This is a genomic window from Sphingomonas sp. 8AM, assembly GCF_902506455.1.
Lineage (GTDB): Bacteria > Pseudomonadota > Alphaproteobacteria > Sphingomonadales > Sphingomonadaceae > Sphingomonas.
The window spans coordinates 3,121,796-3,144,223 of the sequence record NZ_LR733844.1 but is presented as its reverse complement, the minus strand read 5'-3'; the positions used below and the strand labels follow the sequence as shown (position 1 = coordinate 3,144,223).

General features: G+C 68.3%; 22 protein-coding genes. 8 read left to right on the top strand and 14 right to left on the bottom strand.

Annotation, left to right across the window (positions count from 1 at the left end):
- Nucleotides 1-12 precede the first annotated feature (12 nt).
- From BACI71_RS14835 to BACI71_RS14825, 3 genes are all read right to left on the bottom strand, one after another.
- Nucleotides 13-555: a hemerythrin domain-containing protein gene (locus BACI71_RS14835; RefSeq protein WP_159759894.1), complete on the bottom strand. Its 543-nt coding sequence runs from the start codon at nucleotides 553-555 to the stop codon at nucleotides 13-15.
- 3 nt (nucleotides 556-558) lie between these two features.
- The gene (locus tag BACI71_RS14830; RefSeq protein ID WP_159759892.1) at nucleotides 559-1,083 is read right to left on the bottom strand and encodes a ferritin-like domain-containing protein; all 525 of its coding nucleotides are present in this window, start codon (nucleotides 1,081-1,083) and stop codon (nucleotides 559-561) included.
- 153 nt (nucleotides 1,084-1,236) lie between these two features.
- Nucleotides 1,237-2,361 (bottom strand): NADH:flavin oxidoreductase, encoded by a 1,125-nt coding sequence (locus tag BACI71_RS14825; protein WP_159759890.1) that lies wholly within the window; start codon nucleotides 2,359-2,361, stop codon nucleotides 1,237-1,239.
- A 90-nt stretch (nucleotides 2,362-2,451) separates the two neighbouring features.
- On the opposite strand from BACI71_RS14825, the gene BACI71_RS14820 reads away from it, so the two are divergent.
- From BACI71_RS14820 to BACI71_RS14800, 5 genes are all read left to right on the top strand, one after another.
- On the top strand, nucleotides 2,452-2,826 hold the full coding sequence (locus tag BACI71_RS14820; protein ID WP_159759888.1) for a winged helix-turn-helix transcriptional regulator: 375 nt from the start codon (nucleotides 2,452-2,454) through the stop codon (nucleotides 2,824-2,826).
- A 105-nt stretch (nucleotides 2,827-2,931) separates the two neighbouring features.
- Nucleotides 2,932-3,948 (top strand): LLM class flavin-dependent oxidoreductase, encoded by a 1,017-nt coding sequence (locus tag BACI71_RS14815; protein WP_159759886.1) that lies wholly within the window; start codon nucleotides 2,932-2,934, stop codon nucleotides 3,946-3,948.
- A gap of 218 nt (nucleotides 3,949-4,166) precedes the next feature.
- Nucleotides 4,167-5,780, top strand: a complete 1,614-nt coding sequence (locus tag BACI71_RS14810; RefSeq protein ID WP_159759884.1) for an NAD(P)/FAD-dependent oxidoreductase — start codon at nucleotides 4,167-4,169, stop codon at nucleotides 5,778-5,780.
- Nucleotides 5,777-6,316, top strand: coding sequence for a pseudouridine synthase (locus BACI71_RS14805; RefSeq protein WP_159759882.1), 540 nt, complete (start codon nucleotides 5,777-5,779; stop codon nucleotides 6,314-6,316). The genes BACI71_RS14810 and BACI71_RS14805 overlap by 4 nt, the downstream gene beginning before the upstream one ends.
- Entirely contained in the window at nucleotides 6,313-6,723 is a 411-nt protein-coding gene (locus BACI71_RS14800) for a reverse transcriptase-like protein (protein ID WP_201297388.1), read from the top strand. Before BACI71_RS14805 ends, BACI71_RS14800 begins: the two co-directional genes overlap by 4 nt.
- 317 nt (nucleotides 6,724-7,040) lie before the next feature.
- Here BACI71_RS14800 and BACI71_RS14795 read toward each other — a convergent pair whose 3' ends face one another.
- From BACI71_RS14795 to ku, 10 genes are all read right to left on the bottom strand, one after another.
- On the bottom strand, nucleotides 7,041-8,591 hold the full coding sequence (locus BACI71_RS14795) for a methyl-accepting chemotaxis protein (RefSeq protein ID WP_159759878.1): 1,551 nt from the start codon (nucleotides 8,589-8,591) through the stop codon (nucleotides 7,041-7,043).
- Nucleotides 8,588-8,908, bottom strand: a complete 321-nt coding sequence (locus BACI71_RS14790) for a hypothetical protein (protein ID WP_159759876.1) — start codon at nucleotides 8,906-8,908, stop codon at nucleotides 8,588-8,590. The genes BACI71_RS14795 and BACI71_RS14790 overlap by 4 nt, the downstream gene beginning before the upstream one ends.
- Nucleotides 8,909-8,974: 66 nt before the next feature.
- Nucleotides 8,975-9,508, bottom strand: a complete 534-nt coding sequence (locus tag BACI71_RS14785) for a GNAT family N-acetyltransferase (protein ID WP_236553001.1) — start codon at nucleotides 9,506-9,508, stop codon at nucleotides 8,975-8,977.
- Nucleotides 9,505-10,308: an enoyl-ACP reductase FabI gene (fabI, locus tag BACI71_RS14780; protein WP_268894067.1), complete on the bottom strand. Its 804-nt coding sequence runs from the start codon at nucleotides 10,306-10,308 to the stop codon at nucleotides 9,505-9,507. The genes BACI71_RS14785 and fabI overlap by 4 nt, the downstream gene beginning before the upstream one ends.
- A gap of 13 nt (nucleotides 10,309-10,321) precedes the next feature.
- Nucleotides 10,322-11,275: a YihY/virulence factor BrkB family protein gene (locus BACI71_RS14775; RefSeq protein ID WP_159759874.1), complete on the bottom strand. Its 954-nt coding sequence runs from the start codon at nucleotides 11,273-11,275 to the stop codon at nucleotides 10,322-10,324.
- 6 nt (nucleotides 11,276-11,281) lie between these two features.
- The gene (locus BACI71_RS14770) at nucleotides 11,282-12,247 is read right to left on the bottom strand and encodes a DnaJ C-terminal domain-containing protein (protein WP_159759872.1); all 966 of its coding nucleotides are present in this window, start codon (nucleotides 12,245-12,247) and stop codon (nucleotides 11,282-11,284) included.
- A 60-nt stretch (nucleotides 12,248-12,307) separates the two neighbouring features.
- A complete protein-coding gene (locus tag BACI71_RS14765; RefSeq protein WP_159759871.1) occupies nucleotides 12,308-13,207 on the bottom strand; it encodes a transglutaminase family protein in 900 nt (299 codons plus the stop codon).
- 116 nt (nucleotides 13,208-13,323) lie between these two features.
- Complete coding sequence (locus BACI71_RS14760; RefSeq protein ID WP_201297485.1) at nucleotides 13,324-15,708, bottom strand: circularly permuted type 2 ATP-grasp protein; 2,385 nt, start codon at nucleotides 15,706-15,708, stop codon at nucleotides 13,324-13,326.
- A gap of 156 nt (nucleotides 15,709-15,864) precedes the next feature.
- Nucleotides 15,865-18,267, bottom strand: a complete 2,403-nt coding sequence (ligD, locus tag BACI71_RS14755; protein ID WP_159759869.1) for a DNA ligase D — start codon at nucleotides 18,265-18,267, stop codon at nucleotides 15,865-15,867.
- A 27-nt stretch (nucleotides 18,268-18,294) separates the two neighbouring features.
- On the bottom strand, nucleotides 18,295-19,203 hold the full coding sequence (ku, locus tag BACI71_RS14750) for a non-homologous end joining protein Ku (protein ID WP_159759867.1): 909 nt from the start codon (nucleotides 19,201-19,203) through the stop codon (nucleotides 18,295-18,297).
- A gap of 129 nt (nucleotides 19,204-19,332) precedes the next feature.
- On the opposite strand from ku, the gene pdxH reads away from it, so the two are divergent.
- From pdxH to BACI71_RS14735, 3 genes are read left to right on the top strand one after another with little or no spacing between them, the layout of a single operon-like run.
- Nucleotides 19,333-19,914 carry a pyridoxamine 5'-phosphate oxidase gene (pdxH, locus tag BACI71_RS14745; protein WP_159759865.1) on the top strand — a complete coding sequence of 194 codons (582 nt, stop codon included), beginning with the start codon at nucleotides 19,333-19,335 and terminating at the stop codon, nucleotides 19,912-19,914.
- A complete protein-coding gene (locus tag BACI71_RS14740; protein ID WP_159759863.1) occupies nucleotides 19,911-20,858 on the top strand; it encodes a cation diffusion facilitator family transporter in 948 nt (315 codons plus the stop codon). Before pdxH ends, BACI71_RS14740 begins: the two co-directional genes overlap by 4 nt.
- Nucleotides 20,859-20,868: 10 nt before the next feature.
- Nucleotides 20,869-21,663, top strand: a complete 795-nt coding sequence (locus BACI71_RS14735; protein WP_159759861.1) for a PhzF family phenazine biosynthesis protein — start codon at nucleotides 20,869-20,871, stop codon at nucleotides 21,661-21,663.
- Nucleotides 21,664-21,666: 3 nt separating this feature from the next.
- Here BACI71_RS14735 and radC read toward each other — a convergent pair whose 3' ends face one another.
- Nucleotides 21,667-22,356 (bottom strand): RadC family protein, encoded by a 690-nt coding sequence (radC, locus tag BACI71_RS14730; protein WP_159759859.1) that lies wholly within the window; start codon nucleotides 22,354-22,356, stop codon nucleotides 21,667-21,669.
- Between the last annotated feature and the right edge of the window lie 72 nt (nucleotides 22,357-22,428).

Below are 22,428 nucleotides of genomic sequence, written 5' to 3'. Positions count from 1 at the left end.
AAACGGACGCAGCTACGCCAGCTTGACGCCCTCACGGTGCATCGCGACCGTAACATGGCGGTTCTGCGCCTCGGACAGCGACCCGCGCAGCCGCGGGAACAGCTCGTCCTCTTCCTCGCGCATATGCTCGACGATCATCGCACGGAATTCCTGCACCTTGGGCAGCCACTCCGGGCTGTCCGCCGGCATCTCGCCGAGGTCGAAGAAATACTGCTTCACATAACCGTGGTCGTGATGGAGATGATCCGCCGCCTCGGTCAGCCCATGGTCGCGCATCATCGTATAGATGACGTTCTCTTCCTGAAACGCGTGCCGCGCGATCGCATATTTCAGCGACGCCAGCAGCACCTTGCGGCGCGCGCTCTGGTGCGTGTCCGTTTGTTCGATCAGGTAGAACACGCGCAGCGCGGCGGCATGTTCGGCCGCCAGCGCGGTGTCCCATGCACCGGTCGCCGCGCTCGCGCCCTGCACCGCTGCCTTGCGCAGCCAGTGCGCCGACAGCCCGAGCGCGATCCCGGCGGCGACCGCGACGCCGCTGCGCGTGTTCGCGGCCATCGCTCAGACCTTCGCCGCGCCGCTGCCACCCGCGGCGTACAGCTCGGCATAGCGACGCGTGACCATCGGCAACGCCTCGTCGAGCCAATGCGCCATCGACTGTTCCTCGTCGAGCGTCTGGCGCAGCGGGGTCAGCGCCTGCCCGAACCCGCCATCCTCGGCGAGCACCAGCAGCGACTTGTACGCGGCGATCTCGAAATGCTCGAACGCGAAGTTCGCGAAGCTGTTCTTGACGATCTCGTCGCCCGCGAACGTGTGCGTGATGGCGGCCATCCCGCCGCTCATGCTCAGCGCCGCGTCCTTGAGCGCCGAGCTGCTGGTTTCGAACGACGCCAGCAGTTCGTCGAGCCGTTCGACCTGCCCGTGGGTCTCGTCGATATGCAGCCGCAGCCGCTCGGCGACCTCGGGATAATGTTCCAGCCGCGCGACCTGCGGCGTCATGATCGACAGCGCCTGTTTCTCCACGGCATGCGCGTCGCGCAGGCCCGTGACGAACAATTCGCGCAGCGTGTCCTGATCGGTCGGCATCTTCGTTCTTCTCCCGTTCTCGATAGGAAAAGAACCCGTGCCTCGGCGGCGACGTTCCTGAAATCAGGTGCAAAAACAGCCTGATCCAGATCGCTGAACCCCGTTATCCGTCGCTCCGGAGTTGATCCGGAGCGACGAAGATCGGGGACTACATCACACCAGTTCGGCCAACGCGCTCGCCTCGAAGCCCTTCAGCCCCGCGGCGTCGCCCGCGCGCACCTTGGCGACCCATTCTGGGTCGCTGATCAGCGCGCGGCCGACCGCGATCAGGTCGAACTCGTCGCGCTCCATCCGCGTCACCAGCCGGTCGAGATCGGTGCTGGTCGACCCTTCGCCGCCGAACGCCGCGAGGAACTCGCCGGACAGCCCGACCGAGCCGACGCTGATCGTCGTCGCGCCGGTCAGCTTCTTGGCCCAGCCCGCGAAGTTGAGACCCTGCTCGCCGTCCAGCTCGGGGAACTCGGGCTCCCAGAAGCGCCGCTGCGAGCAATGCAGCACGTTCGCGCCCGCCTCGACCAGCGGGAGCAGCCAGTCGGTCATCGCCGCGGGCGTCTCGGCCAATCGCGCGCGATAATCCTGCTGCTTCCACTGGCTGACGCGCAGGATCACCGGCATCTCGGGGCCGACCGCGGCGCGCACTGCCTTGACGACTTCGCCCGCGAACCGCGACCGTTCGCGGATCGTCGCGCCGCCGTACGTGTCGTTGCGCTGGTTGGTGCCGCCCCAGAAGAACTGGTCGATCAGATAGCCGTGCGCACCGTGGATCTCGACCGTATCGAAGCCGAGCGCCTTGGCCTCGGCGGCCGCGCGTGCGAAGGCGGCGATCGTGTCGGCGACATCCTCGTCGCTCATCGCCTGACCGCGCGCTTCCTCGGGCGCATTATACCCCGACGGGCTCTCGACCGGCTGCGGCGGTGCCCAGTCGCTGGCGGGCGGGCCGCTGGTCGCGCCGGTGTGCCAGATCTGCGGCCCCATCTTGCCGCCCGCGTCGTGCACGGCATCGATCACGCCCTTCCAGCCGGCCAGCGCGTCGTCACCGTGGAAGAACGGGATGCCGGGGTGATTGCGCGACGAGGGGCGGTCGATCACCGTTCCCTCGGACAGGATCAGCCCGACGCCACCCTCGGCGCGGCGGCGATAATAAGCGGCGTTGGCCTCGCCGACCACGCCGCCCGGCGCCATCGTGCGCGTCATCGGCGCCATGACGATGCGGTTGGGCAACTCCAGCGAGCCGAGCGAGAAGGGACGGAACAACGTATCGACCGAAGCGGAGGACATCGACGGCGCCTTTTCTTGTGATTGCGGCCCCTGAGGTATATATTGGAAACCTGAGGTCAATAACGCACCTGCGCACCCCTAGGTATACTCATGGAAACCGTCAGCACCTGTCAGCACTTTCACGTCGACTGCCCGAGCCGCGCGCTGCTCGACCAGATCGCCGACAAATGGTCGATGATGGTGCTCACCGTGCTCGATGCCGGTCCGATGCGCTTCAACGCGATCCGCCGTCATCTGGAGGGCGTGACGCAAAAGGCGCTGACGCAATGCCTGCGCCGCTTGGAGCGCAACGGCATGGTCTCGCGCCGCGTGATCCCGGCGTCGCCGGTCGCGGTCGAGTATGCCATCACGCCGCTGGGGCGCTCGCTCCACCAGCCGTTCAAGGCGCTGTACCGCTGGACGATCGAGAACATGCCGCACGTCGAGGAAGCCCGCCGCAGCTTCGACGAGAAGATCGCGGCGTAACCCCTTCGTCATTGCGAGCGGAGCGAAGCAATCCAGGGCGTCCTGGTCCGACTCTGGAGTGCTTCGCTCCGCTCGCAATGACGACCATCCGTCTGGACTGAACCCATGAAAAAGATCGGCTTCCTCTCCTTCGGCCACTGGTCCGACGCACACGGCTCCGCCACCCGCTCGGCGAGCGACGTGCTCCTCCAGTCGATCGACCTCGCGGTCGCCGCCGAGGAACTCGGCGCGGACGGCGCCTATTACCGCGTCCACCATTTCGCGCAGCAGCTCGCCTCGCCGTTCCCGTTGCTCGCCGCGGTCGGCGCGAAGACGCGCACGATCGAGATCGGCACCGGCGTCATCGACATGCGCTACGAAAACCCCTTCTACATGACCGAGAATGCCGGCGCGGCGGACCTGATCGCGGGCGGCCGCCTGCAACTCGGGATCAGCCGCGGCTCGCCCGAGCAGGTGATCGAGGGCTGGCGCTATTTCGGCTACGCCCCCGCCGCCGGCGAGAGCGACGCCGATATGGGTCGCCGCCACAGCGAATTGTTCCTGCGGCTGTTGCAGGGCGAGGGCTTCGCCAGGCCCAGTCCGCAGCCGATGTTCCCCAACCCGCCGGGCCTGCTCCGCCTCGAACCGCACGCCGAGGGGCTGCGCGAGCGGATCTGGTGGGGCTCGGCGTCGAACGCCACCGCGGTCTGGGCGGCGCAGATGGGGATGAACCTGCAAAGCTCGACCTTGAAGGCCGACGAAAGCGGCGAGCCGTTCCACGTCCAGCAGGCCAAACAGATCCGCGCCTATCGCGAGGCGTGGAAGGCGGCGGGGCACACCCGCACCCCGCGCGTCTCGGTATCGCGCTCGATCTTCGCGCTGACCGACGACCGCGACCGCGCCTATTTCGGGCGCGACGGCGGCGGCGACCAGATCGGTGTGATCGACAATATGCGCGCGGTGTTCGGCCGCTCCTACGCCGCCGAGCCCGAGCGGCTGATCGAGCAACTCCGCGCCGACGAGGGCGTAGCCGAGGCCGATACGCTGCTGCTGACCGTCCCCAACCAACTCGGCGTCGATTACAACACGCACGTGCTGGAAAACATCCTCCGCCACATCGCGCCGGCCTTGGGCTGGCGCTGAGCCTCGCCGTCATTGCGAGCGGAGCGAAGCAATCCAGAGCCGGATCAGGACGCCCTGGATTGCTTCGCTCCGCTCGCAATGACGGGAAGGGCCATGTCCTACATCACCCGCAATAGGCTAGTCATTCCCGAGCCGCAGACCCGATCAACACCCCCGCCAGCGTCTCAACATTCGCAACATTCGCCTCGCCCCGCGAACCCCGCTAAAGCCCCGCCGCCATGATCCGCATCACCGACCTCAAACTGCCGCTCCACCATGCCGACGAGGCGCTGCCCGCCGCGATCGTCAAGCGGCTGCGCATCACCCCGCGCGACCTGATCCGCTTCACGGTCGCGCGGCGCGGCAGTGATGCGCGCGAACATGGCAGGATCCAGCTCGTCTACACCGTCGATGTCGCGGTGAAGAATGAAAGCACCGTGCTCGCGCGCAATCGCCGCGACCGCGACGTTTCGCTCACCCCCGACACCCGCTACCGCGCGCCTGAATCTGCCAAGGACGGCGCGCCGCGCCCGGTGGTGATCGGTGCCGGCCCGTGCGGGTTGTTCGCCGCGCTGATCCTCGCGCAGGCCGGCTATCGCCCGATCATCCTCGAGCGCGGCAAGGTGGTGCGCGAGCGGACCAAGGACACCTGGGGCTTGTGGCGGCGCAGCGTCCTCAACTCCGAATCGAACGTGCAATACGGCGAGGGCGGGGCAGGAACCTTCTCGGACGGCAAGCTCTACAGCCGCATCAAGGACCCGCGCCATCTCAACCGCAAGGTATTGACCGAGTTCGTCAAGGCCGGCGCGCCAGAGGACATCCTCACCGAAGCGCACCCGCATATCGGCACCTTCCGGCTGGTGACGATGGTCGAAAGCATGCGTGCGACGATCGAGGAACTCGGCGGCGAATACCGCTTCTCGACCCGCGTCACCGGCTTCGACGTCGCGGAGCAGGGCGGGGAACGCCGCATCAAGGGCCTGCACCTCCACGACGGTGGCTATCTGGAGGCCGGGCATGTCGTGATGGCGATCGGCCACAGCGCGCGCGACACGTTCGCGACCCTGGTCGAGGCCGGCGTCCATGCCGAGGCCAAGCCCTTCTCGATCGGCGTCCGCATCGAGCATCCGCAATCGTGGATCGATCGCGCCCGCTTCGGCCCCGATGCCGGGCATCCGGTGCTGGGCGCGGCCGAATATCACATTTCGCATCACTGCTCGAACGGGCGGACGGTCTACAGTTTCTGCATGTGCCCCGGCGGCACCGTCGTCGCCGCGACCAGCGAGGAAGGGCGCGTCGCCACCAACGGCATGAGCCAATATTCGCGCAACGAGCGCAACGCCAATTCCGGCTTCGTCGTCGCGATCGACCCCGAGCGCGACTATCCCGGCGACCCGCTCGCCGGTCTCGCCTTGCAGCGCGAGATCGAGGCGCAGGCCTATGTCGCGGGCGGCTCGAACTATTACGCCCCCGCGCAGCGCGTCGGCGACTTCCTCGCCGGCCGCGCGTCGACGACGCTCGGCAGCGTCGTGCCGTCGTACAAGCCCGGCGTCACCCCCACCGATCTCGCCGAATGCCTGCCCGACTTCGCGATTCAGGCGATGCGCGAGGCGATCCCGGTGTTCGGTCGCCAGATCAAGGGCTACGATCACCCCGATGTCGTGATGACCGGGGTCGAGACGCGCACCTCCTCGCCGGTGCGCTTCACGCGCGGCGAGGACATGCAGAGCCTCAACACGCGCGGCCTGTACCCGGCGGGCGAGGGGGCGGGCTATGCCGGCGGCATCCTCTCGGCGGCGGTCGACGGCATCCGCGTCGCGGAGGCGGTGGCGCAGCAGATCGCGCGCGCATGACGCTGATCCTGTTCAACAAGCCCTATGACGTGCTGAGCCAGTTCACCGATCGCGGATCGCCGACGACCCGCGCGACGCTGTCTGATTTCATCGATGTGCCCGGCGTCTATCCCGCCGGCCGGCTCGACCGCGACAGCGAGGGACTGTTGCTGCTCACCGACGACGGACGCCTCCAGTCACGGATCGCCGACCCGAAGTTCAAGCTGCCCAAGACCTATTGGGTGCAGGTCGAGGGGGTCCCCGACGAGGCCGCGCTGGCGGCGCTGCGCACGGGGGTGCTGCTCAAGGACGGCATGACCCTGCCTGCGGAGATCGAACGGCTCGAGAGCCCCGAGATGTGGCCGCGCACGCCCCCGATCCGCTATCGCGTGAGCATCCCCGACACCTGGATCGCGCTGACGATCCGCGAGGGGCGCAACCGGCAGGTGCGCCGCATGACCGCGGCGGTCGGCCACCCGACGCTGCGGCTGATCCGCTGGCGCGTCGGCGACTGGTCGCTCGGCGATCTTGCGCCGGGGGCGTGGCGGCGCGCATGAAGATCTTCTTCGACGGTGGCTATTCGCCCGCCGGGATGGAATATGCGCTGGTCGCCGGCGGGCGGACGTACATGCGTCGCGATCTGGGCGAGGGCAGCAGCATGGCGGCCGAGTGGCTGGCGCTGATCGCCGCGTTGACGCTTGCCAACGATCTGGCGCTGCCCGAGGCGGTGTTGCTCGGCGACGCCGCGGCGGTGATCGCACAGGCGCACGGCGCGATCCGCTGCCCGCCGGCCTGTCGCGATCATTACGAACACTTCCAGTCGCTGCCCCGCCCCGCCGGGCGGCTGCGCATCCGCTACATCAAGCGCACGCAGAACCTCGCCGGCATCGCGCTGGAGGCGGTGCAGCGCTGGACCCCGCCGCCGCCGTTGCCCACCATTACCCCGCCGTCGTCCCGGGCCTGACCCGGAACCCCGCTTCGCGTCCTCCGGCCTTGCCAGTCATTCCCGCAAGGGCGGGATTCAGAACCTATAGACGTGAGATAGGATGACTCGGCCGTCATTGCGAGCGTAGCGAAGCAATCCAGGGCGTCGTGATGCGGCCCTGGATTGCTTCGCTACGCTCGCAATGACGGATCAACTTGGCGTGTTCACGCTCCAACGTTGCGCCGCTATCGACAGACCTGCGCGTCTGGATCCCCGCCTGCGCGGGAATGACGAAAAATTGGCCTGCCTCATGGATCAAGTCCGCGGCGACGGACGCTCGCAAGTGGAAACGCCCGCTACTCCGCCGCCGCCCGCTCACGCGTCAGGAACGCCACGAAGCGATGGGTCGACCCATTCAGATCGCGCGCGCTGGTCGCCAGCGCACCCGCACTGTTGCGCACCGTCGCCGACAGCGTCGAGGCCTTGCCGACCGTGTCGACCAGCGCGCCGATCCCGCCGCCGATCGCCTCGGCCATGGTCGCCGCGCGGGTCGCGCCGCCATCGACCTCCAGCGCGCTGCTGCGCTGTTCGTCGACCGCCACCTTGATCCCGCGCGCCGCGCCCGACACTTCGGCGACCGCCTGCGTCACGCTGCGCAATTTCACGCCGGTTTCCGCGACCCCCGCACGGATGCCCGCGATCAACACGCCGATCCGGTCGCTGGCGCGGGTCGTGTCGGCGGACAGCGTCTTCACCTCGCCCGCGACCACCGCAAAGCCGCGCCCCGCCTCGCCGGCGCGCGACGCCTCGATCGTGGCGTTGAGCGCCAGCAGATTGGTCTGCGCCGCGATCCGGCGAATGTCGTCGAGGAAGCCCTCGATCTGCACCGCCTGCGCCTCCAGCATCGCCGCGGTCTGCACGCTGCGCTGCGCGGCGGTGCTGACGTCATCGGTCAACTGTGACTGGCGCTCGGCCGCGACCGCGATCGTCTGGATCGAGCGCGTCAGGTCGCCGATCGACGCGGCGACCTGCGCGATGCCGGTCGCCGCCGCGCCGGCGCTGGTTGCGGCCGACACTGCATCGCCGCGTGCGGCGGCGGTGCCGCCTTCAAGCTGGATCGCCGCCTGCTCCAGCTGCTCGCTGGCCTGCGCGATCCCGCCGACGATCGAGGTGACCGACCGCTCGAACTCGCCCGCCAGCATCATCAGCTCGCCGCGCCGTTCCTGCGCGAGCTGCGCTGCCTGCTCCTCGCGCCGCCGCCGCTCGCGCGCCGCGCGATCCTCCGCAAGCCGCGCCTGCTCCAGCGCGCTTTCGGTGGCGCGTCGGCCCTCCTCGGCGATTGCGGTCAGTTCGCGCGCGCGGCGCAGGCTGCGCTCTTGCGCGGCGAACAGCCGTTCCAGCATCAGCGTCACCATCGTCAACGCGCCGAATTGCAACCCGACCGCGACGACATGGAACAGCAACCGTCCCAGGTCGCCATTGCCGTCGAACACCCAGTCGGGGGCGAACCATTCCAGCAGCACATGATGCACCGCGGTCAGCGCGGTCGCGAGCAGGATCGGCCGCCAGTCGGCAAGCACCAGCAGCGCCGCCATCGCGACGAAGAAATACATGTGCGCGTCCATCTGCCACGCGCGTCCTTGCAGCACGAAAACCAGCAGCGCCGGCAACACCGAGGCCAGCGACCCCACCATCGCGCGCGCCACCGCATCATGGCGCCGCAGCAGCAGCATCGCGGTCGGCCCCGCATTGGCGAGCAGCCCGATCGCCAGCACCATCGGCAGCTTGCCGCCGCCGATCAGCACGTCACCCGCGCACAGCCCGGCGAGCACGATCCAGCCCGCCCAGGCCCAGCCCCGCACCCCGTAAAGGCGCATCCGGTCGAGCGGATCGGTCAAGCTGGTCATGCGGCGGCCGCCTGTCGCGAAGGAGTGCCGCACCCGGCGGGCGGGGCGGCGAGCATCAGGATGCGCCACGGTCGCAGCTGCGCCGCCAGTCGCGCGCGGTTCCCTACCACCACCAGCGAGCCGCGTAGCGGGCCGGCGCCGAGCAGCGCCGCCCCCGAGGACAGCGCCAGCCGCGCGGTGGCGTTGACGTCGCGATCGACGATCGGGATCAGCAGGATACGCCCCTCCGTCGGCGGATACAGGCTCATGATCGCGAGCGCGATGACGCCGACGCTGGCTTGCGTCACGAGTAACAGCCGGTCGGAACGGTGATCCATCCCGCAAGCTTGTAAGAATCGGAACTTAACTTAGGGTAATCGAGGAACGGTATTTGCGCGTCGCGCTCAGCCGAGCCGCGCGAACGCCGCTGCGTGCGTGGCCGCGCCGCGCGCACCGCACGGCATCAACCCGCCTTGCACCGGCATGGCCAGCAAATGCTCGCCCGCATAAGGCGAATCGAAATTCTTCGCATAATCGGCATGGAAGCCAAAGCGTTCGTAGAAGGCCGATTCGCCCAGCACGAAGCACAGCACGACCCGTGCCGCCTCGATCCGCTCGATCCCCGCCTGGATCAATGCCTCGGCCACCCCTTGCCGGCGATAGCCTACCGCCACCGCGACCGGCGCGAGCGCCACCGCGGCGATTGCCTTGCCCCCGACCTCGACTGCCATCCGGCTGAACGCCACCGCCCCGACCAGCACGCCGCTCTCTTCATCCATGGCGACCATCATCAGCACCATGTCGCCGTCGACGCAGAGCTGCCGCACCAGATCGGCTTCGTCGGCGCGCGGAAACACCGCGCGGAGCAGCGCGTCGATCGCGGCGACGTCGCCGCCGGCCGCCGGGCGGATCGCGATCGTCACGCCGGCCGTGCTCACGCCAGCGCGATATCCGGCGCGTCCTCGGCCTTCATCCCGATCACGTTGTAACCCGCGTCGACATGGTGGATCTCGCCGGTCACGCCGCTTGCCAGATCGGAGAGCATGTAGAGCCCGGCGCCACCGACATCCTCGATCGTCACGGTGCGGCGCAGCGGCGCGTTCAGCTCGTTCCACTTGAGAATATAGTTGAAGTCGCCGATTCCACGCGCCGCCAGTGTCTGGATCGGCCCGGCCGAGATCGCATTGATGCGGATGTTGTCGGGGCCGAGATCGACCGCGAGATACTTCACGCTCGTCTCCAGCGCGGCCTTCGCCACGCCCATCACGTTGTAATGCGGGATGACCTTTTCCGCGCCATAATAGGTCAGCGTCAGGATCGCGCCGCCCTCGGGCATCATCCGCCGCGCGCGCTGCGCCACCGCGACCAGCGAATAGGCCGAGATGTTCATCGTCATCAGGAAGTTATCGAGCGTCGTGTCGTAATAGCGCCCGCGCAACTGCGACTTGTCCGAAAAGCCGATCGCATGGACCACGAAGTCGATCGTCGGCCATTCCGCCGCCAGCGCCGCGAAGGTCGCGTCGAGCGCGTCCATGTCCGCGACATCGCAATCGAACAGCCGCGCAACGCCCAGTTGCTCGGCGAGCGGACGCACGCGCTTCTCCATCGCCGCGCCCTGATAGGAGAAAGCAAGCTCCGCGCCGGCCTCGCTCAGCTTCTTGGCAATCCCCCAGGCCAGCGACTTGTCATTGGCCAGCCCCATGATGAGCCCGCGCTTGCCCGCCATCAATCCGTTCACGCGTGTACCTGCATTATCGTTCACCCTGTCCGGTCCCCTCTACAACCGGTTCGGGCGGCTCCGCCAGTGCCGCGTTGAGGTGCGCCCCGAAGACCAGTCCCAGGCCGATCAGATAGAAGAACAACAGCATGACGACTACACCGGCAAGGCTGCCATAGGTCAGGTCGTACCCGCCGAGCTGCGACAGCGCCCATGGCAGCCCCGCGGTCATGCTGACCCACCACAGCGTCGTGAACAGCGCACCCGGCCATTTGCGCGCGTCGCTGCGCCGGTATTTGCCGGGCGTCACCGAATAGAACAGCATGTACAGCGCGCCGAACATGATCGCGGCCGGCACCAGCCGCGCGATGTTGAGCCACTCCGCGACATGCTGCGCGACCGGCAGCAGGCGATAGATGAACTGCTCGGCGGCGGTCAGGATGCCCTGCACCAGAAACGCGAACAGCGCGATCACCACCGAGGCGATGATCGCGATGCTCAGCCCCAGCCGCGCGCGCCACAGCGACTGCGACGAACGCGTGCCATAGGCCTTGCGGAAGATGTCGCGGATCGTCTCGGCGAAGCTGCCGACCGTCCACAGCCCGACCAGCGCGCCGAACCACAGCAGCGGCCCGGTCCGCGCCTGCAGGACATTGGCGATCGGCGTGCGCAGCACCTCCGCCACGTCGCGCGGCAGCACCGACAGGAAGCTGGCCAGCCCGTGGCGGACCTCGTCGCTCTGCCCGAAGATCGACGCGACGGCGGCGGCGACGATGAAGAACGGAAACACCGTCATCAGCGCGAGATAGGCGAGGTTGCCGGCGTAGATGAACCCGTCGGTCCACACGCCGATGATCGCACGCTTGAACACCTCCCACGCATAGGCGCCGGGCCGGACGCGGGCGAGTTGTCGGTCGAGCCGGCGCCGCGCGGCGCCGTGGTGGCGCGCGCGGTCCTCAGGCGTCAGCGAAAGGGGGGCGTCGGTCACGCACGATCAGACGCCCATCGCCGCGCGCGGGTTCCCGCCGCCATCCCAGTCGGCGACGAACGCCTTCAGCGCCGCATCGTCGGCCGGCACGTCGACGATCAGCGTCACCAGTTGATCGCCACGCTCGCCGCCTTTGCGGTGAAAGCCTTTCCCCTTCAAACGCAATGTCTTGCCGGAGGTTGCCCCGGTCGGGACCGAGATCATCACCGGCTTGTCGACCGTCGGGCACTTCACCTTGCCGCCCTCAACCGCTTCCTTGAGCGTGATCGGCAGGTCGAGGCGTACGTCATCCCCGTCGCGCGTGAAGAAACGGTGCGGCTGCACCTCGATCGTCACGATCGCGTCGCCCGCGCCGCCGGGACCGTCGTCACCCTTGCCCGCGAGCCGCATCTGCGTGCCGGTGTCGACCCCGGCGGGCAGCTTGAGGTCGATCGTGCTGCCGCTCGCCAGCGTCACGCGCTGCGGCGCGAGCGTCGCGGCGTCGGTAAACGGCACACGCAGCGAATAGGCGACATTGCCGCCCTTCGCCGGGGGCTGGCGCCGCCCGAAGCCGCTGGCGAACCCGCCGCCCGCGCCACCGCCACCGCCGGCGCGCGCCCGCCCGCCGCCGAACAGCCCCTCGAAGATGTCGCTCATGTCCGGGCCGCCCGCGCCGCCGCCCATCCCGCTCATGTCGAAGCCCTCGGCGCGGAACCCGCCACCGCCGGGCTGTCCGCGCCCGCCCGCGCCGAAGCCGAACGGCGCGGCCGGGTTGCCGTCGCCGTCGATCTCGCCACGATCGAACCGCGCGCGCTTGTCCTTGTCGGTCAGCAGGTCATAGGCGCTGGTGACCTGCCCGAACTTCTCCGCGGCCTTGGGATTGTCGCGGTTGCGGTCGGGATGCAGCTCTTTCGCGAGCTTGCGATACGCTTTCTTGATGTCCGCCTCGCTGGCGCCGCGCGCCACGCCCAGCGTCGCATATGGATCGGCCATGTCTTCCCCGGTTGGTGTGTTACTCGCCTATGTGGGGCAGCGTCGCGCGAAGCGCAATCGTTACGCCGGCTCCCCGATCAGCTCCCCGATCGGTGCGACGTCGACGCTGACCTCCATCGCCTGCGCCCCCGATCCCAGCACCACGCCGTCGACCGGTGCGATCTCCGCATAGTCGCGCCCGATCGCGACGACGATATGATCGCCCGCCATCCAGATGCCGTTGGTCGGATCGACCCCGACCCAGCCGCGCACCGGCCCGCACCAGATCAGCACCCACGCATGAGTGGCGTCCGCGCCGACCAGCCGGTCCTCCCCGGGCGGCGGGATGGTGCGGATATAGCCCGAGGCATAAGCGGCGGGCAGCCCGGCGGCGCGCAGGCCCGTCAGCATGATCTGCGCGAAATCCTGACAGACGCCGCTGCGCTTGGCGAACGCCTCGTGCGGCGGCGTGTCGACCAACGTGGCGGTGGGATCGAAGGCGAAGTCGCGCTGGATGCGCTGCGCCAGCGCGATCCCGGCCTCCATCACGTTGCGGTCCGGCGAAAGGTCGGGCGCGCAATAATCGGCGATCGCGCGGTCCAGCGGGATCAGCGGCGAGGGGAACAGATACGCCGCCGGCCCCGCCGCCGACACGTCGCCCGACGCCCGCGCGAGCGCGCAAACCTCGGCGATCGTCAGGTCGCTTGAATCGGGCACCGGCACCAGCCGGTCGACGGTCAGCCGCGCGACGCTCTCGATCGTCAGCCGCCGCACGCGCTCGTCGACCACCAGCCGCGTGACATGCGCCAGCCCCGCCTCCGCATAGGCCGCGGTGGTCCGACCGGACGGCGCGACGTGCAGCGCATATTCCTCCAGCTTCTGCCCCGGCCAGTCGATCGGCTTCAGCCGCAGGTTGCAGCGCGCGAACTTGACCGCATTGCCATAGTCGAAGCGGGTGATGTGGCGGATGTCATAGCGCATCGGTCAGGCCTAATTCCCCTCCGTCATTGCGAGCGTAGCGAAGCAATCCAGGGCGTTACGCGCCGGGCTCTGGATTGCTTCGCTGCGCTCGCAATGACGGCGTGAAGATATAACCCTCACGCCAGCGTCAATCCGCTCGCCCGCAACGGCTCGGCCCCTTGCAGGAAGTACCGCCGCGCAATCGCCTCGGACAGCCGGAACAGCCGGTGCTCGATCTCCGACAACGTTTCCGGATCGAGCAGCGCCGCCTGCGCCGGCGCGACCAGCGCATGAAGCTCGGTTGCCTCGATCTGCTGCGGCTCGGCCATGCCGTCGTCATCGAGCACCGGCAGCGCGGCGAGATGCTCCCGAATCCGCTCGACCTGAAACGCCAGCGCGCGCGGATTGCCCGGATCGAGCACGGTCAGATCGACCACCGGCACGCGCGCGATCCCGGTCAGATAGCGCTGGCGATAACTGATCTGGCTGTCGGCGAGATCGAGCAACGTCGACAGATCGCCCGCCGACGCGCCGCTCATCCCGAAGATCCGCGCCGCGCGCGTGATTGCCCGCGCCCGCTCGATCCGCCGTCCGAGATCGTGGAACCGCCACGCCGCGGTCCGCCCCATATGCTCGGCGGACAGCCCGGCGATCGCGGCATAGCGGCGCTGGAGCGAGCCGGCACGATCGAGCATCCCGCGATGCGTCGGGAAGGGCGCATCGAGCAACCGCACCATGTCGACCGACAGCCGGTCGCGCGACCCGCCCGCGATCCGCTGCGCATGGGTGTTTATTGCCGCCACCGATTGCCAGCCGTCGCGTGCCTCCATCGCGATCCGCGCGAACGCGATCAGGTCGGCCCGGCGAAAACCGCCCGGGGCAGGGGCCGCACCGCTGTCGACGATCTCGGCGACCAGCTTCGCGATCGTCGCCTCGTCGGGCGCCGCGCCGGTGTCGGCATCGATGGAGTGCCCCAGCATGACCCGGATCCCCGCCAGCAACGCCTCGCCGCGCTCCAGATAGCGCCCCAGCCAGAAGAAATTGTCCGCGACGCGGCTCGGCAGCGTCCCCGGATTGCGCCGGATGTGCAGCGAATCGGGCGCGGGCAGCAACGAGACCGGCGACACCGGCTCCGCACCGTGCACGCAGACATCCGCCGACCACGTGCCTTCGCCCAGCACCGCCGCGCGCGGGTCCGGATGCTCGCCGATCCGCGCGAAACCGCCGGGCAGTACCTGCCAGTTTCCATGCGCATCGCGCGCCGCAAACACCCGCAACGTGAACGGACGCGGCTCCAGCCGGTCCTCGATGATGACCGGCATTGTCGAAAGCCGCACGACTTCCTGCCCGACATAGTCCTGCGGGCGACGCGTCAGGTCGTCGAGGAAGGCGGCGCGCTGCTCGGGCGTCAGATCGGCCCCCGCGACCGGCGCTTCGCCGGGCAGGCCGAGCGTCCGCGCCCCGAACGCCGGGGATAGCAGCATCGATTCAAACTCGCCCGCGACATGCCCGGCCTCGCGCGGCTGTCCGCACCACCAGGTCGCGATATTGGGCAGGATCAGGTCCGCACCGGTCAGCCGCGTGCTGAGCTGCGGCAGGAACGCCCCGAACGCCGGGCTTTCCAGCACCCCTGCACCCGGCGCATTGGCGAGCACGACATTGCCCTGCGCCCAGACGTCGATCAGCCCCGGCACCCCGATCCGCGAGTGCGAATCGAACGCCAGCGGATCGAGCAGCCGCGGATCGAGCCGCCGCCACAGCGCATCGACGCGCTTCAGCCCGGCGATCGTGCGGACGTACAGCCGATCCTCCAGCGCGGCGAGATCGTCGCCCTCGACCAGCAACAGCCCGAGATAGCGCGCCAGATGCGCCTGTTCGGGGTAGCTGGGGTTGTAGCGCCCCGGCGTCAGCAGCCCGATCCGCGGATCGCTGCGCTGGCACGCTGCCGCCAGCCCCTCGCGGAACGCCGCGAAGAACGGCGCGTGGCGGCGGACGTTGAGCCGCGCCTGCAACCCGCCGAGCGTCCGGCTGACCGCCAGCCGGTTTTCCAGCGCATAGCCCGCCCCGGTCGGCGCGCGCAGATGGTCGGCGAGCACGCGCCACTCGCCCGATGGACTGCGCCCGAGGTCGATCGCGACGAAATGCAGATGGTGTCCGCCCGGCGGCGCGAGCCCGACCAGCGGCCGCAGGAAGAACGGGCTGCCGGTGACGAGCGTCGCGGGGAAATAGCCGCGTTCCGCCAGCGTCGACGGGCCATAGAGATCGGCGAGGATCGTCTCGAACAGATCGGCGCGCTGGACGATCCCGCGCTCGATCCGCGCCCATTCCTGCGCCTCGATCAGCAGCGGCACCGGGCTGACCGGCCACGGCCGCTCGCTGTCCTCGCCGATGATGCGGAAACCGGTGCCGATATCGATCGCGTGCCGCTGCACCCGCTCGCGCGCATGGCCGAGATCGTCGCCCGCGACCGCAGACAATTCCTCCAGCACCGCCAGCCACGGCGCGGCGGCACCGGCGCGCATCGTGTCGGACGGCGTGCCGGCATAATCGTCGAAGCGGCGGCGGGCCAGCGTACCGGCGTCAAAGAGGGGCTGCGTGGCCAGCGGTTCCTCCTTAGCCAACTGCGGCGGACCCTAATGCGGCCATCGGGTTAAGCAATCGGAATCGACGAAGCCGTCTCAAAGGTCCGGCAGCACCTGATCGGCGACGCCCCAGCCTTTCAGTGACCGCCCGTTGGCGCGCGCGATCAGCGCCTCCGCCTCCCCGACGTGCCAGTGCGCGGCGCTGTCGAGATCGCGCAACTCGGTCCACGACACGGGGGCCGCGACCGGTGCGCCGGCCCGTGCCCGCGCCGCATAGGGCATGATCGCGGTCGCGCCGCGCTGGTTGCGCAAATAGTCGATGAAGATCCGTCCCTTGCGCTTGGCCTTGCTCATCACCGCCACGAACCGCTCGGGATCGGCATGGGCCATTGCGCGGGCAAAGCGGTCGGCGAAATCGCGCACTGCCGGCCATTCGGCCTTGGGGGTCAGCGGGACGACGACATGGACGCCCTTGCCCCCCGACAGCAGCGGGAAGCTGACCAGCCCCAGTTCGGCGAGCTGCTCCTTCAGGTGCACGGCGGCGCGCTTGGTCTCCTCGAAGCCGAGTCCTTCGTCGGGGTCGAGGTCGAACACCATCCGGTCAGGCCGTTCGAGCGCGTCGACGCGTGATCCCCAGCCGTGGAACTCGATCGTCCCCATCTGCACGCACGCGACCAGCCCGTCGGCATCGTCGACATACAGATAGTTTTCGGTGCTGCCGTCCTTCTCGCGGATCGGCACCTGATGCACGGTGTCGCCGAACGATCCGGCGTCGTGCTTCTGGAAGAAGCATTGCCGTGCCCGCCCTTGCGGGCAGCGCACGAGACTGACCGGCCGATGCCCGGCCCAGGGGAGCATGATGCCCGCCACCGCGGCGTAATAATCGGCGAGCTGCCCCTTGGTGACGTCGCTCTCCGGAAAGATCACGCGGTCGCGGTTGGTGACCTTGATCCGCGACTCGACCTTCGGTGTGGGGGCAGGCCGCTCGGCGACGACCTCCGCCGCAGGCTTGTCGCCGCGCAGCCCGATGAAGCTCGAATGGCGCAGCACGCCATCGGGGGTCGTCTCGGCAAAGGCCACTTCCGCGACCAGCTCGGGCTTCACCCAGTGCGCGCCCTTGACGGCGGCACGGGGTGCCTCGACGGTGGCGGTCTTGCGCGCCAGTTTGTCGAGCCGCGTTCGCAGATTGTCCATCGTCGCCGCATCGAACCCGGTGCCGACCTTGCCGGCATAGCGCAGGGTGTCGCCGTCATGCACCCCGAGCAGCAGCGACCGCAGCCCGCGCGACTTGGTGGAGGGCAGCCAGCCGACGATTACGAACTCCTGCCGCCGGATGCATTTGATCTTCAGCCACGCCGACGTCCGGCGCCCGCGATACGGCGCATCGGCGCGCTTGGAGACGACGCCTTCATAGCCCTCGCGACACATCGTCTCGAACAATTGCTCGCCCGACCCGACGATATGCTCGGAAAAGCGCAGCCGCTCCTCGCCATCCCCGACCAGCGCGCGCAGCCGCTCCTTGCGCGTGACATTGGGCTGGTCGCGCAGATCCTCGCCGTCGACTTCGAGCAGGTCGAACGCGAACAGCGTCATCGCGCCGCCCGCGCCGATCGCGTCCTTGAGCGTCGAGAAATCGGGCCGGCCATCCTTGAACGCGACGATCTCGCCATCGATCAGCGCGGTCGATGCGGGAAGGGCGGCGGCGGCCTCGGCGATGCCGGGGAATTTGTCGCTCCAGTCGAGCCCGCTGCGCGTAAAAACCTTCGCCCTGCCGCCCCCGAGCGCGACCAACGCGCGATAGCCGTCGTATTTTACCTCATGTATCCACTCCGCGCCGCCCGGAACGTGATCCACGAGCGTACAGAGCTGCGGCGGCTCGTAGACCGGCGCCTTGCCCGCTTGGCGCTTCTTGGCGGGCTTTCCCTTCTTGCCCTCGGCGATCTCCTGCATCGTCCGCCCGGTCGCGACGCTGGTCAGCGCGGTCTCCACCAGCGTGTCGGTGCCGCCGGCCTCGGCATCCTCGATCTTGCGTAACAGCCAGTTTTCGCGCTTTTCCTTGCCGCGCGGGCGCAGCCGGATCAGCAGCCACTCGCCCTTCATCCGCTCGCCATCGAGGATGAAATGGAGGTGCCCCTTGTCAATATCGGCGGCGCTCTTGCCCTTGACCGGCGACCAGGTGCCGCGGTCCCACAACATCACCGTCCCGCCCCCATATTCCCCCGCTGGGATCGACCCCTCGAACGTGGCGTAAGAAAGCGGATGATCCTCGGTCCGGACCGCAAGCCGCTTCTCGTTCGGGTCGATACTGGGGCCGCGGGTGACCGCCCAGCTTTTCAGGACACCATTGACTTCCAAACGAAAATCCCAGTGCAGCCGGGTCGCATCATGCTTCTGGACGATGAAGCTGTTGCCCTTGCCCGGCGCGAGCGTCCCGGCCGGCTCGGCGGTTTTCGCGAAATCGCGCTTGGCGTTATAGGAAGCGAGTGGGTCGGTCGTCACATGTACCTCCCTTCACGAGCCCGAGGCTCAAGCACGCTTCTTCGCCGTCGACGTCTTGGCGGTGGACGCCTTCGCCGCGGACGTCTTCGCCGCGGGCTTGCGGGGTGCAGGCTTGTCCGTTGCGGCCTTCTTCGCAGTTGTATTACCCTTGCCTTCCATCGACTTCTTGAGCGCCGCCATCAGGTCGACGACGTTCGAGCCCGAACGCGCGCCATCGTCGCCCTTGTCCTCGATGATCTTGCGGCCCTTCGCCTTGCGCTTGCGCTCGATCAAATCCTTGAGCGCATCGACATAGCGGTCGTGGAACTCGGCCGGATCGAACGCCGCTGCCTTCTTCTCGATCAGCGCCTCGGCGAGATCGAGTAGCTCGGCATCGGGCTTGCCGTCGGGAATATCACGGAAATACCCTTGCGCGCGGTGCACCTCGTCGGCGTAGCGCAAGGTTTCGAGGATCATGCCCCGCCCACACGGCTTGAGGCTGACGACATATTCGCGCCCGCGCATCGCGAGCTGCCCGAGTCCGACCTTCTTCGTGCGCCGCAACGCCTCGCGCAGCACGATGAACGCTTCCTCGGCAAGATCGTCGGCCGGAACCACGAAATACGGCTTCTCGTAATAAAGGACGTCGATTTCATGCGCATCGACGAACTGCGTCAGCTCCAGCGTCTTCTTCGACTCGAGCTTGACCGCATCGATCTCGTCCTGTTCGAGGAGGACGTACTCGCCCTTCTCGATCTCGAAGCCCTTCATGATCTCGTCGGTGTCGACCGGGCCGACGCCGGGCGCGACCTTCTCATATTTGATCCGCTGACCGCTCGGTTCGTGGATCTGGTGAAAGGCCACCTGCGCGCCGGATTTGGTGGCGGAGTAAATTTCGACCGGGATCGACACCAGCGCCAATCGGATCTGTCCCTGCCAATATGCGCGCGCCGCCATCGGATCAGCCTCTCGTTGCGAAGGCGATTCAATCTTCGGGCGGGGACACGGTTCCGCCGGTTGATCTGTGTCTAGCGAGTGGCCACGACGATGATGACCTTTGGGGCGGATGGCGGTAAGAGCGCCGGCATGGCTGACGATCCCTTTTCCTTGTTCGACCGCTGGTTCGCCGAAGCGCGCGACAGCGAGCCGAACGACCCCAATGCGATGGCGCTGGCGACTGCGGATGCGCATGGGCGTCCGTCGGTGCGGATGGTGCTGCTCAAGGGGCACGGGCCGGACGGCTTCGTCTTCTACACCAACCGCGGCAGCCGCAAGGCCGGCGATCTCACCGTCAATGCGCAGGCGGCGTTGCTCTTCCACTGGAAATCGCTGCGCCGGCAGATTCGGATCGAGGGTGCGGTGACCCGCGCCAGCGACGAGGAGAGCGACGCTTACTTCGCGAGCCGCGGCCGCGATTCGCAGCTCGGTGCCTGGACCTCCGAACAATCGCGACCGCTCGCCGATCGCGCGACGTTCGAGGCGCGCTTCGAGGAGATGAAGGCGCGCTTCGACAGGCAGGATGTCCCACGCCCACCAAATTGGGGCGGCTATCGCATTACGCCCGGCCATTTCGAATTCTGGCACGACCGCGCGCATCGCCTGCACGAACGGCGCGTGTTCACGCCCGACGCGCAGGGCGGCTGGCGCGAAGGGTTGCTGTTCCCATGACCCGCGACGAACGTCGCCGGATCATCCCGCTCGCGATGCGCGCCGCGCTGGCGAGCGTGGCGATGGCGTGTACCCTGTTGATCGTGAAGGCCTATGCCGCGTGGCATACCGGATCGGTCGCGATGCTCGGCAGCCTTGCGGATACCGGGCTCGACCTGCTCGCCAGCCTCGTCACGCTGTATGGCGTGAAGCTCGCGGCCGAGCCTGCCGATCACGACCATCGCTTCGGTCATGGCAAGGCGGAGGCGCTGGCGGCGTTGTTCCAGGTCGTGCTCATCACCGCCTCGGCGATCGGGATCGCGGTACAGGCGATCCGCCGCTTCTCCGATCCGGTCGCCAACGAAGACGCCGGGCTCGGTATCGGTGTCTCGATCGTGGCGATCGTCGCGACCTTCGCGCTGCTCGCCTATCAGCGCAGCATCATCCGCCAGACCGGCTCGATCGCGATCATGGCCGATAACGTGCACTACCAGTCGGATATGCTGCTTAACGTCGCGGTGATCGCGGCGCTGGTGCTCGACCAATATGTCGGCATTTCGGGTGCCGACCCGGTGTTCGGCATTGCGATCGCCGCGTGGCTGGTTTGGGGCGCGTTCCAGGCGTCGAGCCAGGCGATCGACATGCTGATGGACAAGGAATGGCCGGAGGCGCAGCGCGCCGCCTTCATGGAGGTCGCCGCGCGCCAGCCCGGCATTCGTGGCATCCACGATTTCCGTACCCGCCGCGCCGGCAGCCACGATTTCGCGCAATTTCACATGGAGGTCGATGCCGCGCTGTCGGTGCGCGACGCGCATGACATCGTCGAGCGCGTCGAACGCGCGCTGCGCGACACCTTCCCGCGCGTCGAGACGCTGATCCACCTCGATCCCGAGGGGCATGTCGATACCGACAACCCCTTGGTCGAAGCGGATGTGACACCGCACTGGTTCTCGAAGCGGCTGTAGGCGCGCGCGGGTGCGCATTCCGTTCACGCAGGTCGATGCCTTTGCGGCGCAGGCATTCGAGGGAAATCCGGCGGCGGTGATGCCGCTGTCGGCGTGGCTCGACGACGCGACGCTGCTGCAGATCGCGCAGGAGAACAACCTGTCGGAAACGGCCTTTCTGGTGGCGGATGTCAGCGGGGTGGCGGACTATGAATTGCGGTGGTTCACGCCCGCCGCCGAAATCGCGTTGTGTGGCCATGCGACGCTTGCCAGCGGTCATGTCGTGCTCGCATCCGATCCGGACCGCGACGTGGTGCGCTTCCGCACCCGACAGTCGGGGATGCTGGAGGTCGCGCGTGACGGGGCGGGCTATGCGCTGGCGCTCCCGGCGCTCCCCCCGGTGCCGCGCGACCTGCTCGGCGTCGTGGCTGCGCTGGGCGTCGGAGCGGTGGAGACGCTGTGGCACGACGGCGGTTATGCAGTGGCGGTGCTGGCGGACGAGGCCGCGGTGCGCGACTGCGCGCCCGATCAGATTGCGCTCGCCGCGCAGGGGCGATGGCTGGTGATCGTCACCGCACCCGGCGAGACCAGCGACATCGTCAGCCGCGCCTTCACCCCGGCGTTCGGCATCCCCGAAGATCCCGTCACCGGGAGCGCACACGCGGTCGTCGCGCCATATTGGGCCGAGCGGCTCGGGCGGGACAGCTTCTCGGCATCTCAGGCGAGCGCGCGGGGCGGGCGGCTCAGCTGCCGGGTCGTCGAGGATCGCGTCATGCTGAGCGGCACGTGCGTGACGACGATCGAGGGCACGTTCCTGCTGCCCTGATCGTCAGATCAGCCCCTTGGCGCGCAGGCTGACCTGGCCGTTCAGCCCTACGATCAGATGATCGTGGACCGCGATGTTGAGCGGCTTGCCCGCCGCGACGATCGCGCGGGTGATGTCGATGTCGGCGCGGCTCGGCGACGGATCGCCCGACGGATGGTTGTGGACGAGGATCATTGCCGCCGACCCGAAATCGAGCGCGCGTTTGATGACCTCGCGCACATGCACCGCCGCTTCGTCGATCGTGCCGCGTGCCATAACCTCGTCCCGGACGAGCATGTTGCGGGTATTTAGATGCAGCACGCGGAACCGTTCGACCATGTCGTGCGCCATATCGGCATGAAGATAATCGGACAGGGCCTGCCAGTTCGACAACACCGGCGCCTCGCGCGTGCGGGTGCGGACCAATCGGATGGCGGCGGCGTGCGCGATCCGGACCGCCGCGGCGCTGGTTTCGCCCATGCCGGGAACACGCGCGAGCGCGGCGGAGTCGGCGGCGAACACACCCGGAAGGCCACCGAACTCGCGCAGCAGCGCTTTGGCGAGCGGTTTGGTATCCTGTCGCGGTATCGCCAGCGCGAGCAGATATTCGAGCAGCTCATGGTCGAGCATCCCGTCGGGGTCGGCGAGCAATCGCGCGCGCAGCCGGGCGCGGTGCCCCTTCGCATCCAGCGCGTGCGTGTCGTCGTCGGCCATGCGCGCCGGACTATGTCGGATCGCCGCACCGCGCAATTGCACGGGCCGCGCGCGCTGCCCTATGACGGCGAG

What these genes read in the sequence shown, in the direction of transcription:
- BACI71_RS14835 (WP_159759894.1), bottom strand. Translation starts at nt 555, where the DNA reads ATGGCCGCGAACACGCGCAGCGGCGTCGCGGTCGCCGCCGGGATCGCG.
- BACI71_RS14830 (WP_159759892.1), bottom strand. Translation starts at nt 1,083, where the DNA reads ATGCCGACCGATCAGGACACGCTGCGCGAATTGTTCGTCACGGGCCTG.
- BACI71_RS14825 (WP_159759890.1), bottom strand. Translation starts at nt 2,361, where the DNA reads ATGTCCTCCGCTTCGGTCGATACGTTGTTCCGTCCCTTCTCGCTCGGC.
- BACI71_RS14820 (WP_159759888.1), top strand. Translation starts at nt 2,452, where the DNA reads ATGGAAACCGTCAGCACCTGTCAGCACTTTCACGTCGACTGCCCGAGC.
- BACI71_RS14815 (WP_159759886.1), top strand. Translation starts at nt 2,932, where the DNA reads ATGAAAAAGATCGGCTTCCTCTCCTTCGGCCACTGGTCCGACGCACAC.
- BACI71_RS14810 (WP_159759884.1), top strand. Translation starts at nt 4,167, where the DNA reads ATGATCCGCATCACCGACCTCAAACTGCCGCTCCACCATGCCGACGAG.
- BACI71_RS14805 (WP_159759882.1), top strand. Translation starts at nt 5,777, where the DNA reads ATGACGCTGATCCTGTTCAACAAGCCCTATGACGTGCTGAGCCAGTTC.
- BACI71_RS14800 (WP_201297388.1), top strand. Translation starts at nt 6,313, where the DNA reads ATGAAGATCTTCTTCGACGGTGGCTATTCGCCCGCCGGGATGGAATAT.
- BACI71_RS14795 (WP_159759878.1), bottom strand. Translation starts at nt 8,591, where the DNA reads ATGACCAGCTTGACCGATCCGCTCGACCGGATGCGCCTTTACGGGGTG.
- BACI71_RS14790 (WP_159759876.1), bottom strand. Translation starts at nt 8,908, where the DNA reads ATGGATCACCGTTCCGACCGGCTGTTACTCGTGACGCAAGCCAGCGTC.
- BACI71_RS14770 (WP_159759872.1), bottom strand. Translation starts at nt 12,247, where the DNA reads ATGGCCGATCCATATGCGACGCTGGGCGTGGCGCGCGGCGCCAGCGAG.
- BACI71_RS14765 (WP_159759871.1), bottom strand. Translation starts at nt 13,207, where the DNA reads ATGCGCTATGACATCCGCCACATCACCCGCTTCGACTATGGCAATGCG.
- BACI71_RS14760 (WP_201297485.1), bottom strand. Translation starts at nt 15,708, where the DNA reads ATGCGCGCCGGTGCCGCCGCGCCGTGGCTGGCGGTGCTGGAGGAATTG.
- ku (WP_159759867.1), bottom strand. Translation starts at nt 19,203, where the DNA reads ATGGCGGCGCGCGCATATTGGCAGGGACAGATCCGATTGGCGCTGGTG.
- pdxH (WP_159759865.1), top strand. Translation starts at nt 19,333, where the DNA reads ATGGCTGACGATCCCTTTTCCTTGTTCGACCGCTGGTTCGCCGAAGCG.
- BACI71_RS14740 (WP_159759863.1), top strand. Translation starts at nt 19,911, where the DNA reads ATGACCCGCGACGAACGTCGCCGGATCATCCCGCTCGCGATGCGCGCC.
- radC (WP_159759859.1), bottom strand. Translation starts at nt 22,356, where the DNA reads ATGGCCGACGACGACACGCACGCGCTGGATGCGAAGGGGCACCGCGCC.